Source organism: Streptomyces sp. NPDC048623, assembly GCF_040650755.1.
Taxonomy (GTDB): Bacteria; Actinomycetota; Actinomycetes; order Streptomycetales; family Streptomycetaceae; genus Streptomyces.
The window spans coordinates 16462-29790 of the sequence record NZ_JBEZHV010000002.1; the positions used below are offsets into that span (position 1 = coordinate 16462).

Sequence of the window (13329 nt, forward strand, 5' to 3'; positions counted from 1 at the left end):
ACCAATTTCCGTGCGACCGCACATGCGAGTTGCTATTGCTTGCGGCGCTTTTCCAGACGGGGCTGGAGAGCATTCCGAAAGTATTCCAGACGAGCCTGGTCATGCTCTACACATTCCAGAATGTCTATGGCGATCTCGGTGGCACCACGAGTGGCCTCTCCGTAAATGGTCCACAAGCCATCGCGAACGTGTTCATGAATCGCCGCTGAGACATCTTCGCTCGCCTCGCCGACAACCACTCGAACGAGGGTGACCATGAGCTTGTTTCGGACGTTCGAGGCAAGGTTCTCTTGAAGCGCGGCCATGATGACACCAACTGCTGGAGCGGCGACATCGGCCACGACCGAGTTATCCTCCACGTGACCGTCGAGTGAAGCACCGCGCATCTCGGCGACCGATTGAGCCAGGATAATCTGCTGTAGATCACGCCCCACGTGGCCGGATACGCCGCACAAGCATTCATATGCAGTCCAGTCGATACGCTCTAGTTCGACGAGCCAAGGATTCAACCTTGTTCCTTTCTATAGGCACTTTCAAGGAAACTGCTATCGGGGAGCAGGGATTCGCAAACACCGCAGATAGCCTTCTCTTGCCAATGCAGACCCAGACGATCATCAAGATCATCCAAGCGCATCGCTCGGGTGAACAGCACGCGGTTGGGGTCCCAGTTGGTTACTTCGAGGATGTTGATCTCAGCGCAGCTTCCATGACCCGAGCAGGTGGCGGCGATCTCGCCCGTGTCGATGTTCACCGCAGCGGTCCAGGTGGCCAGCCTTTCCTTCTTAGTGGTGGCGCCAGCGTACAGATCGTCCCGCAGTGCTGCGGCGTCACTCAATCGATCTTCGAGAGTCCATCCAGGCGAGGCTTGCTGCTGTGCCACATGGGGTATCTCGCTCTTTCCGCGCTTACCAATGGTTCCCTCCTTGGCGTTGCCCCAGCGGTACCCATCCGCACCTCGGGGAGGGTTGGAACCCCTTGGCGGCATGCCCGAGGCACCCGTTGAAGGCGCGTCTGGTGTCGCCGATGAACCGGCAGAGGCCTCCGCGGCGTCCTGAACGGTAGCCCTACTCGGGCCGGCAGCCTTTCCGCCGATCGAATCGATGGCGGCTTCCCTTGCTCCGCCTACGGTAGCGGCGCCCTTCAAGCCAGCTGCAGCGCCTTCCTCCGCTGCCGCCTTGGCCCCCTCCGATACGGGCCTGAACGTCCTCCTGACGGTGTGCGGTTCCGTGATTTCGAGGCTGCCCATCCCGCAGTCGCCGAAGTAGTAGCTGCACGTCGCGACGAAGGCCTCCGCTCCGAGTGGCGCGCATTCTGGAGCGAGGATTCCAAGGCTGACGTCAGTGCAGGCTGCCACTGCGGCGATATCGACGGCCGCGACGAGTCCCGTCACCACGTACGGTGCGGCCTGGTCGATGTAGTAGCCGGTGCAATCCACGCCGCCATGGCAGCTGTCGTCGTCGCCACTGTCGCCGGAGGAGGTTTGGGTCGTGGTTGCCGCGGGCGTCGAGGGTGCCGCCGTCGGGCAGTTGGAGCCGCAGGGCTTGTTCATGTCCGAGTTGGCCCACGGGTCGAGGCCGCTCGGGTCGCTGTTGCTGGCCGGGTTGTCCGCAGCGTAGGTGTAGCCGCCCATCTGGTTGGGGTCGCCGGCCTGGAAAACCGGGTCGGGGCTGAGGAAGCGGCCAGTCCGAGCGTCGTAATTTCGTGCGCCCAGCAGGTTCAGTCCGGTCGACGCGTCCAGAGGCTGCCCGAGGAAGCCCCGGTTCTCGTCCGGCGATACCCAGGAGGTCGGCTTGGGGCCCCGCGGGTTGCCGTACGGATCGAAGTATCGACGCGTGGCAAGGAGACTGCTTGCGTCGACCGAAGTCGTCGACGTGCCCTGCGCGTTCGAGACCTGGTAGCTGACGGCCCCTGTGTTGGTGCGGGTGATGGTGGTACCGTCGGGCCCCTTGTAGTGGCGCAGGCCGGTCCAGGTCTTCGCCGTCACGTTCAGGGTGATCTGTTCGGCGCCGCCGAACAGATACAAGATCCGGGTCTTGTCTGCGCCACCGACAGCGGCGGTCTGCATGAGCAGGGCGCCATCGGCGTCGTACAGATACTTGCTGGCGGTGCTGGTCGTGCCGGACTGGGTGGTGACCGAGGCCGTCCGCCCCTCCGCGTTGTACGTGAGCGTCTGCGTCTGGCCGGCCGGGACGGCCCCCGTGGTGACGGTGGTCCAGATCTGCCCGGCGCCACCGCACACCGCAATGGTCAGTTGAGTTCCCTTGGTGGCGCTCGCCGCAGGGTCGGTGAGACAGACCGCGCTATTGGCTGCGCTGACGAGGGTTCCTGTGGTCGTAGCCTTCCACTTCTGGGTCGCGTCGGTGCTGCATGTGTCGATCACGACCAGAGACCCGGCGGCCGTGGCGTTGGAGGCGGTGTCCAGGCACATGCCGAGGACCTTGACCGTGCCGTCCGTGCCGATCGTCCACTTCTGCGCGGTGCTCGTGGCGCTGCAGGTGTTGATCTGGACCTTGGTGCCGGGTGTGGTGGCGCCGCCGGCGTTCTCCACACAGAGTTTGCCGCCGCCGGAGATGGTGAAGCCCGTGGCCAAGGGTCCCGTGGTGGCCACCTTGCGGGTCATCGTGTTGCCGGCGTTCTTGTTGGCGTACGCCAGATCCGTATATGTGTTCGTCCAGGTCGCGTTTCCGCTGGTGGGGTTGGCGTCGACCGTGGTGCCCGCCTGGTTGGGCAAGCTGGCGGCCACCGTACCGTCCACGCCGCTGTAGGCGATGGACTGCGTGGTGTCAGCGAGGGCATTCCCGGCGGGGTCGTGGTTGACCATGCCGGTGCGGTCGCCGAGTTGGTCGAAGGTATAGGTCTGCCAGTAGGCAGCAGGGCCTCCGACCGTCGTGGTCTTGATCTGCCCGCTGCTCGTCGTCTGGACGCGAGTGGTGTTGCACCCGCCGACCGCGCCGACGGGCGCCGCTGCGGGAGCAGTGATTCCTGCTGTGTCAGTCCACGCCTGAGTCAGGCGCTGGAACGAGTCGTAGGTGAAGCACTGCGTGTCATGCGAGGTGTTGTTCTGCAGGTCGTCGGTCGCGGTGACCTCGCCGACCTGGTTGTACCGGTAGCTCACGACATCGAGGGCAGTGGCCGACGTCTGCACCATGCTGGAGGTCTGTGCAACCCGGCCAGTGGTGGTGTCGTACTGGGCGTATGTCGCCAGTTGCTTGCCGCTGAGGCCGTAGTTGGTCTGCTGGACGCGGCCGAACGGGTCGTGAACGGTGTTCGACAGGTAGGCCGGTGTGTTCGCCGCGTTGATGTAGCCGCCGAACACGTCGAGGTTGCCCTGCTGGGTGTAGCCGTAGTCGACGTCCTCCCGTGGCAGGTTGCCGTCGGCCTGGTAGTGGGTGGTGGACAGAAGTCCGACGGTGGGGGTGTAGTCCGCCGTCATCTTGTAGGTGACGGTGCCGCTCGTGGGTGCCGCGGTCTGACCCGCCGCTGCGAAGCCGTCCGTGGCAGGAATGGTGAGCGTGCTGCCGAGCGGCTGGTAGGCCGCGTTGTAGCCGGTTACGGCCTTGGTGTACGCAGTCCTGCCGCTGGGGGTGTCAACATGGCGCGTTGACGAGGTCGGGTATCCCTTGGCGAGGGTGTCGTACTCCCACGATGCCTGAAGCTTGGCCGGGTCCGGGACAGCCTGCCAGGCGCCCGAGTACGCGCCGGTTCGACGATTGCTCCAGTCGTAGGTGAACGACATGACCTGACCACGCGCATCCGTGGTCTGCAGCAGGTTGCCGACCACGTCGTACTTGTCGAAGGTCGTGGTGCCCACGTTCGGGTCGGACTGCGAGGTCTTCTGTCCCAGCAGGTTGTACGCGTAGGACCAGGTGTTGCCTGCGTTGTCCTTGACGGTGCCAAGCTGTCCTGCGGGAGTGTGCGTGTAGGTGGTGGACGAGTTGGCCGGTGCGACCGCACCTGCGGTGCCCTGCTTCCAGAGGACGGTGGCCCCGTCCGCGGCCATCACGGCCACAGTGGAGTCGGTGCGTACCTGGAAGGTGGCACCCGTGGTTGCAGACAGGCCCGTGGTCCACTTCACGGCGCCCGACGTAGTGGTCACGACCAGGTTGCCGTCGGTACCGAACACAGCGAACGCACCCGGGTTACCGGAAGTGCCGCTGGACCAGATCGCCTTGCCTGTTGCGAGTGCGCTCAGGACGAGGTTTCCGTCGGCCTGCATGGCCAACCGGACACTGTTCGACGTGATCGAGGTACCCGAGGGGATGACGTCCCCGGCCCGGAGCGTGACGGAGGAGCTGGTGTTCTTCACCACGGTCCGCACCGTCTGTCCGAGTGCGTTCGTGTAGACCGACGTGTGGCGTCCGCCGGCGGGCGGGGTGGTGTCGGTCTGATCGGCTCCGGGATAGCTGGTCGTCGTGTGCCACTGCTCGACCGCCTGGTGCCACAGCGTGGAGCGAATGGGCCTTCCCTGGCCGTCGAACGTTGTGGTGTTCTCGGCCGGGATCTCGTTCTCGTTCGCGGCGAACAGCGTTCCGGTGGGGCCTGTGGTCGGTTCGTAGTAGGGGGCGTAGGAGGTCACGGGCCAGCCGTGCGAGTCGTAGAAGGTGTCTGCGACGATTCGCCCGTTGTCGCTGTCGCCTTGCGGCATGGCCTGCGTCTGGCGCGGCTGGAGCATGCCGTCGTAGATGTCGACGCTGACCGAATACGTTCCGTCCTCGCGCAGCGTCTTGGTGGTGACCGACGTCGGCGCGCCGGGCTGGGTGACGGTGGCGCCCGGAGCTGCGACGGCTCCCGAGTTGATGGAATAGGAGAAGACGCGGTCGGCGCTCTGGCCCGCTCCCTTGTCACGCCCCGGCAGCCACACGGCGGTCCGGCGGCCGAGGGCGTCGTAAGTGATCTCGGTCTTACGGCCGTTGGCGTCGATGCTCTGCGTCTCCAGACCGCGCAGCGGGGAGTGAGTGGACGTGACCACCCACGACTTGCTGTTGATGGTCTTGACCGTCGTGGGGTTGGCGTTGTTACCGGCGGTGCTCCATGCCGGCAGGTAGTCGGTGTGCGTGTTCTGCCCGGTAGCGTCCACGGAGTCGGAGACACGGCCGATCTCGTCGTACTTCATGGCAGTGGTGGTCTGCCAGTTCTCCGTCGTACCGGTGAAGCCGGTGGCGATCCTCACAGCGGTGGGAAGCGCGGTAGCGGAGACCTCACCGAGGTTGCCAAGACCGGCAGGATCGATGCTTCCGTCACCCTTGTAGTAGATCTTGCGGTCAGACAACAGGGTGGTCGCGCTCACCGCTGTGCCGCAGGCACCGTTCACCAGAGTGACCTGAGACGGGTACGAGAGCATCTGGGGATTGCTCGCGGGCGCGGTGGCGTATGTCGTGGTCGTGCACTTGCGCTGGCTCGCGTCACTGACGTCGCCGTACGCATCCGTCGCGCTGGGGCGTCCCTGCGCGTCGTATGCACTGACGGTACGCGTATGACGCCATGTCGCATCTGCGAGCTTCGCGTAGCCGTGGCTCTCTGTCCTCTGCATCCGATACGAGGTCAGCGGAGGCAACGTCGACAGGGCGGGCTTGGACTCGCCAGGGTGATCCGTCTGCTCCCAGTCGCTCCAAGCGGTCTGGGGACTGCTCGCAGTATTCGAATACGTGAAGGGAGCATTGACGGTGGAAGCGGTGATAGTGCCGCCGGCGGCCGTGTAGACGTCCTTCTGAAGTTCCATTCCCGCGAGCGGGTCGGAGTCGACGACACTCTGCACGACCGATCCGCCGACCTTGGCGTCCACACTGACCGAGCGGCGACTGCCGTCTGCCTTGTAGTCACCGTCCATGCCCTGGAGGTAAGTGGAGACGGTCTGGGTGACAGGTTCGGGAGCTCGCCCGGTCTGCACCGTCACCGTGCGGAAACCGCGGAACTGGCCCCAGGTCCTGTACTGGTCGTCGGTGAACGGTGTGTCGTCACGGTGCCAGGCTGCACCTGCGTAGCTGTAGGTGAAGACTCGCGCGGACGATCCGGCTGGGGCCGCGCTGCCGTCAGGCTTGTAGCTTGAGGCGATGGTCAGGTCCGACGTGGTGACCGAGCGGACGGTGATCTTGTTGAACCAGTCTTCGATCGGCTTCGAAGCGCCGGGCACGCGCCAGTACACGGGGTAGCAGGCGTTCGTGTTGGAATCAGCGTTGGTGAACGAGAGCGTCTTGCCTGCGCACGGGTCGAGGTTGTAGTCGACCGCGATCGACTCCCCCGTCTCCGTCTGGATGGTGGAGATCCGTGGGTGGTAGAGCGGAGGAGCCGACGGCATGACGTCGTTGACCCGGTTGTCTATTTCCGTGCCGGTGAACGCCACCTTGTTCAAGGTGATGTCGCTGTTGGCGTTCGCGTACGTGTCCTTGCCCGTGTGCTGCACAGTCTGGAGCCACATGACGGCCTGCAGGAATCCCGAGTGCTCAGGGTCCACGGAGGTGCCAGTGACCGGGTCGGCCGTGCCGCCGGCGTCCGAGAAGACGTGGCCGAGCTGATAGAAGTCGACGGGCACCAGCTTGTCGGTCTCAGTGTCCTTGACGTGCACCATCGTGGTGATCGAGTCGAGACGCTTGGTGGACCAGAAGGTGGGACCCGAGATGATGCAGAGATCATCGGGAACGGTGGTGCTGCCCTCCGGGATCGTGGTCGTGTCCGTGGAGTCGCAGTGCAGGTCCCAAGGAACGTCCGGCCAGTGCGAAGCGGTTTCGTCCTTGAGGTTGCCGGCCGAGCAGTCCGTGAACGTGGCGTCGGTCTGGCACCGCTGCTTGGTGTTGAAGACGACCTGCGCCGAGGGAAGTCGCCCAGCGCGGGCATCGGCCAGTACGTAGCCGTAGGAGATCGAGGTGAGTGTGCCGCCTCGCACGTACGAGGTGAGCGTGCCGAATTCGCCGTCGGGAGCCTGTCCGCCTCCGAGGCTGTAGTAGTTCGACTCGTTCGAGTAGTCGTACCGCTGGACCAGGCCGTTAGGGGAGACGACGAAGTCCAGGTTCCAGCGCCAGCCCTCCGGCTTGGCGCAGCGCGATGCCTTCCCCTTGGTCGAGTCGTAGCAGGGGTCACCCGACTGCGGGTGGAAGACCGGGACACCCCAGGCGGAGTCGGTACTCGCGTCGGTGGGCGTGCCCGATTGCGGGACTGCGGCCGTTCCCACGCCCGCGGGGGCGTGGTTCGAGCCGAAGTAGGCCGCTGATCCGTCGGTAGTCAAAACACGGAAGTAGGTGCCGTCCTCAAGGCCGTTCTGAGCACCCGAGAGCTCCTGGACGATCGTGCCGTCATCACCCCGAAGACGCCACTGCCGCAGGAGACCGGGAACCCCGTCCTGCTTCGTGTCAGGAATCAGGATTCCAGAGTGGGGACCAAAGGCGAGTTGGGCGTTGGCCCCACCCCAACAACTGTCTCCGGATCCCTTGAGGACGCGGTCACCGTTGCCGTCGCGGAGAGTCCCGCAGGATCGGTAGGAACGCTCAACGAAACCAGGGTCGTAACTCCATCCGTCGCCGACCCACGAAGACTGCGAGTTGCGAGCAGAGGTCTCGCCGTCAACGGCCTGGGAGTCGTACGCGAACGCGACAGTGGGCGCGTTGCCTCCAAGCCCGGCCGGCACGTTGATCGGGTACGAGTAGGTGAAGGAGCCTGTGCCGCTGGCCTGCCACGTTCCCGAGGGGTTCAGGGAGGTCGCCGCGTAGTCGCCCTGGGATCCGCCACTGCCCGAAGTGATAGCGATCGACGTGCCCTCGGCTGCCTGGGTGAGCATCGCGCTCCGGGACTCCGGTCCGGTGGTGGCCGGCGATGCGTTCAGCGACACCGTGGCGGAGAGCTGGTCGGCTGTGGCCCGGTTCTCGAAGGGAATTGAGGTCCGTCTACGGCACTCAGAACGCTGCGGAGTCGTGAACGCGCAAGCAGGCATTTGGACCATCTGAAGACGTGATCCATACCCACCGCCGTATGCCTTGGCGAGCTTGCCGTAGTCGATGACGAGCTGGACCTTGCCGGCCGTGCTTGACCGAGTGGGCGTCAGGGCGAAGAGCATCCCATCGACGCCGGCTCCTGTCGCCCGCTCGTGCGAGGCCATTTCAATGCGTACCTCGGCCGGATCAGTGCTTTCACGACTTGCAGCGGAAGTGGCAGTGGATGCGGGGGCCAGCCAGACAGGCAGTCTTCCGGCCCTGGTCAGGGTGCCGGTGCTCTTGGCCGCTCGCCCGCTCAGCCCCTTGGGCGAATCCGCGTCGGCGGCGAAACGGACGGTGGCAGAACCGGCCTCGGGCCAGACACCTTGCTGAGCCTTGTACTGCCTGAGCGGTCGGTAGCCTGCCGGACGCCCCTGGCGAGGCCCGGGCGCCAGTTCATGCCCACCCACACCGGCGATCGCAGAAACCTGCTTGGGATTCCAGACCTCACCGTTGAAGCTGTAGTGGCCCGCCTGGCCGCCACGATCCTCCCAGTCGTCTCCCTGGCTCAATCCCGGAAGCTTCAAGTCCAGGCCTTGGTCGAATACCAACGGTGCAAGCAGCGCCAGCGCGGCCGCAATTGCCACGACCAGCCCGGTACCGCCTCCCCAGAACCGCATTCTCTTGGTCGCAAACCAGCGACGTCTACCAGCCACCTGGTACTCCCCACCCCCCGGCGTCCCACCCGGGAACGCCGCAACGTTCGATCACACGATCCGCATGATCGACGGGAGGCTATTGATGTTCACGGGGCTGATCAATACGGTTACTCGCTCATAGGTTCGACAGAGGCGAGGCGCCCGCAACGATGCAATACGCCCGCTTCATGGGGGAGCAAGGACCAGCTAACCGGACAAATCAGCGACGCCTTCAATGAGGCGCGACCGTCACGCATGGGGGAATGAATTCCTCCATTTAGTTCACCCTTTCAAGGAGCTTGGCTAATGCTTTACCATCGCGTCCGCCATCCGAACAGGCTCAGACGCCTGGCCCTGATCCGGGGATTCATATGGTCATTGACCGTTTTGAGTCTTTCCGTTCCAGCTGCCCCTGCCTGGGCAGAAGATGCAATCCAACCCATCGACAGCGACCTACTCTCGGCACAACGAGAGGCGGTCTCCAGCGGAGACTCCGTCAGAGTCGATGCCCTCACAACCGAGATCTCCGAAGTCATTGCGAATGCAGACGGAACGTTCACGAACTCGACGACGCTCATGCCCGTTCGAGTCCGCAGGAACGGAAATTGGGTTCCTGTCGATGCCACGCTCGGCCAGAACGACGACGGCAGCTGGTCGCCGGCGGCAAGCCCTCACGGAATCGCCCTTTCCGGTGGTGGTACCGGGCCGGTGATACGCCTGACCCACCAGGACGGCAGCCGACTCGGATTCACCATGCCCTTTCCCCTGCCACCCCCGACCGTGTCGGGGGATACAGCGCTCTACGCCTCCGTCCTCCCCGGGGTCGACCTGTCGGTCTCCGTCACCGACCAGGGCGGGTTCAGTGACGTACTGATCGTGCATGACGCAGCCGCCGCTGCCGACCCACGCATCAAGGAGTTGAGGCTGGCGATCTCGGCCGACGGACTCGATGTGACGCCGACCGAGTCCGGCGGCATGGAGGCCAAGAGCACCGACGGAACCTTGGACTACGTGTCACCGCGCCCGATCATGTGGGACTCCTCGACCTCTGGAGCTTCTGGCGCCACCTCTCTGAGGCAGACGTTCGCTGCCGCGACGGAAGGCCCCGCACCAGCCCCCACATCCGGCTCCTCGGTGGACGGTCCTGGAGAGGGCGCCCTCGTCGACGAGGTTCCCATGACCACGTCGCCCTCCGCGGTCACCCTCCGACCGGACGCTGCAGTACTTGACGGTCCCGACACCGTGTACCCCGTGTACATCGATCCGTACACCAACCCCGTGTCGAGCAAGTCGGGTCACTTCACCGAGGTCTACTCGAGCTCGCAGTGCGCGGACAGCCCGCAGTACGACAAGCCGCAGACAAGCGGCGAAGGCGTGGGCTATCAGCGCTGGGGCGGTGCTTGCGGAGTGGGCCTCGAGCGTTCCTACTACGCCATCAACACCAGCGGTCTCGCGCCCGAGATGGTGGTCTCCAAGGCCATCATCTCGATTCCGTCGACATACGCTGCGAGCTGGGACTGCACGAAGAACCAGCCCATCACCCTGCACACCACAGCTTCGATCAACTCGAGCACCGACTGGAACAGCAGGCCGGCCACGGTCGACGGAACGTACGCGCCCGTGACAACCACAATCCCCAGCGCGGCCAACCCGAACAGCAGCTGCAGCAACAACACAGCCAGCTTCACCGTGACCAACCAGGCGCAGAAGATCGCCGACGCAGGCATTGACTGGTGGACCATCGGGCTCTTCGGCGACGAGACAATCTCCAGCAGCAACGACAACTACATAAGGCTCTCAACCGTGGTCACCTTGATCACGACCTTCGACATTCCCCCGAACAAACCGGCCGACCTGCACACCACGCCGTCGGCGGCCGCCGCCTCCGGCCCCTGCGTCACCAGCGGAGTGGGCTGGGTCGGCAGCACGTCGTACTCAGACGCAGGCAGCAACCTTCAGCTGCACTCCACACTCACCACCAATGTGTCCGGCGAACTCGCCCGCGGACACTACAACGTCTGGGACCGAACCGTCCTCACCAATGGCAACCCGACCACCATCGCCACACCAGTCAGCACCTACGTCGCATCGGGCACGGACGCCGCCGTACCCGTCGGAGTCACACTCAAGGACGGACACGAGTACGACTGGGACGTCTATGCCGAGGACAACGCCGCCGCCCACCTGACGTCCCTCGTCTCCGCCCACTGCTGGTTCCGCACCGACTTCAGCCCACCGGACACACCCGACGTCAGCTCCAACCCCTCCTTTCCTCAAGTGGGCAACGGAGCAGGTGACCCCGTCGTATTCGCCGGGCCCGGCAAGACCACGACGTTCGACGTCTCCGCCACCGACAACGCGCCCGCTGCCACCTGCACCCCAGGGCCCTGCCTGACCAGCGGCGTCGATCATTTCCAGTGGCGCCTCGACGCCCAGCCCACCGCTCAGGTCGGAACCCCCGTCGCTGTCAGCGGTACGAACACCACCGGCGCAGCGACCGCGACACTACAGATTCCGGTCACCGCCTGGGGCGTTCACACGCTCTACGTGGCCGCAGTGGACAAGGCCGGCAACCTCTCCCAGACCCCGGTCGGCTACACCTACACCGTGCCGTGGAACCCCGACACCGCGATCGCCCCGGGCGACATCGGCGGCGACGGCATCCCCGACCTCCTCGCGACCACACGCACAGGCGACCTCCTCCACATCCCCGGCAACAAGGACGCCGCTCAGCCGGTCGCTCCTGCTCCGAACAGCCCACCGCTCGACCCCACCGCCCCCGCAAGCGGGCCCGCGATCGTAGCGACGCACGAACACTCTCCGGATGGAACCGGCTGGGACAACTACCTCATCGCGCACCGGGGCAGCCTGCACGGCACCAACGTGGACGATCTGTTCGCGTACAACAAGGGCACGCACCAGCTGTACGTCGTGAAGAACGACCTCGTCCCGAAGGCGGATGACGGTGGCACGTTCTCCACGTACGGAGGCTTCATCGGCCAGCGGTTCAACGTGGTCACGAAAAGCCCATGCGAAAGCGAAGACTGGGTGCCTGACAGCACTCGCTGCCGCAGCGCCGGCTACAACAGCGCGACCTGGAACATCGAGCAGATCGTCACGCCTGGCAATCTCTTCCAGAACCCTGCCAACTATCCTGCCGTGATCACCGTCGAGGACAAGAAGCTGTGGATCTACGCGACCGACGGCGGCGCCCACCTCAAGTCCCCGCTCCTGCTCGGTGACGGCGACTGGTCCGGATTCACACTCATCGGTCCAGGAACAGTGGGTGGCGCACTCACGACAGTCGACGGCAAGCCCACCGTCACGGGCGGGACAGCGGCGCTGTGGGCCCGGGACGATGTCAGCGGGTCGCTGTACACCTTCTCCATCACGTTGGACCAGAACTACATGCCGACGCTGCTCCACGCGCCCGTCCGAACGGCCTTCCCTTCAGCGGTGGCTGTATCGGGTGGCGGCAAGATCTGCATGGATGTTGCCGGAGCTCAGACCGTGAACGGCACAAACGTCCAGGTGTACACCTGTAATGCAACCCGGGCTCAGTCCTGGACTCTCATGCATGACGGCACTGTCCGTGCCCTGGGCGGCTGCCTCGATGTCTACGGCAACGGCTCCGCCAACGGCACCCTGGTCCAGTTGTGGACGTGCAACGGAACCGACGCTCAGCGATGGGAAATCGGTGCCTCGGGCAGTTTGGTGCACTCCAGCTCCCGTAAGTGCCTGGACGACCCCAGCGCGAGTACAGCCAACAGCACCCAACTGCAGATCTACACCTGCAACGGAACGGCCGCCCAGAACTGGACATCGGCAGCCGCTCCGGGCTGGAAGGACTACCCGCCCACGCCGCTGGCCCCCGTCCTGTCGAAGACTCAGTTCCCATCCGTGATGTCACCCGGGGATCTGAACAGCCCGACTGGCGGCCCGGACGGCAATCCGGAACTCTACGCCGTGGACAACAGCGGTCAGCTGGTGGAGTTCGCCGGACTCCCGCCCCAGAACTCCGTGCCGGCGTTCGCAGCTGCGGTTTCCCTCGGGGCCGTCGCCAACACCGCCACTCACGGATGGCACCTCAACGAGGGAACAGGCACCTCTGCCTCGGACTCCCCCGGGGCGCTCACGGCCACCCTCACGGGCACCTACAGCTGGGCGGCCGACACTGCGCGAGGAAACGTGCTCAAGCTCTCCGGAACCACCGGTTATGCGACCACCGCCGGACCCGCGGTGAACACCGCAGGCAGCTTCTCCGTCTCGGCCTGGGCCAAGCTCTCCGCCCTGTCTGCGAACTCCACCTTTGTCTCCCAGTCGGACTCCGGTGGTAATGCGAACGGTTTCCAGCTCTACTACTCGTCCGGAGCCAAGACATGGGCGTTCGGCCGACACAACGACGGATCCGCGAGCCCTTCGTTCTCCGCCGCCTACGGTGGCACACCGATCGCTGACCGGTGGACGCACCTGGTCGGCGTGTTCGACGCCTCCACGAACCAGCTACTGCTGTACGTCGACGGCCGCCTCGCGGGGACGAGGACGTATACCGGCACCTCGTGGAACGCCGATGGCGGGGTACAGATCGGCCGCCGCCTCTACCAGGGCACGTACGGCGAATACGCCAACGGATCCGTGAGCGACATCCGGATCTACCCCACGGCGCTGCCGGCTTCCAACGCTGCGGTGACGGGGGAGATGCCGGGAGTCACGCAGCTCGACTGACGGTT

General features: G+C 65.0%; 3 protein-coding genes. 1 reads left to right on the top strand and 2 read right to left on the bottom strand.

Annotated features, from left to right (window positions below):
* Positions 1-32 precede the first annotated feature (32 nt).
* Together AB0C73_RS03160 and AB0C73_RS03165 are read right to left on the bottom strand one after the other, a co-directional pair.
* Positions 33-509, bottom strand: a complete 477-nt coding sequence (locus AB0C73_RS03160) for a hypothetical protein (protein WP_362523915.1) — start codon at positions 507-509, stop codon at positions 33-35.
* Positions 506-8548 carry a ricin-type beta-trefoil lectin domain protein gene (locus AB0C73_RS03165; RefSeq protein ID WP_362523917.1) on the bottom strand — a complete coding sequence of 2681 codons (8043 nt, stop codon included), beginning with the start codon at positions 8546-8548 and terminating at the stop codon, positions 506-508. The genes AB0C73_RS03160 and AB0C73_RS03165 overlap by 4 nt, the downstream gene beginning before the upstream one ends.
* A gap of 357 nt (positions 8549-8905) precedes the next feature.
* On the opposite strand from AB0C73_RS03165, the gene AB0C73_RS03170 reads away from it, so the two are divergent.
* Positions 8906-13324, top strand: a complete 4419-nt coding sequence (locus AB0C73_RS03170) for a ricin-type beta-trefoil lectin domain protein (protein ID WP_362523919.1) — start codon at positions 8906-8908, stop codon at positions 13322-13324.
* Positions 13325-13329: the final 5 nt, after the last annotated feature.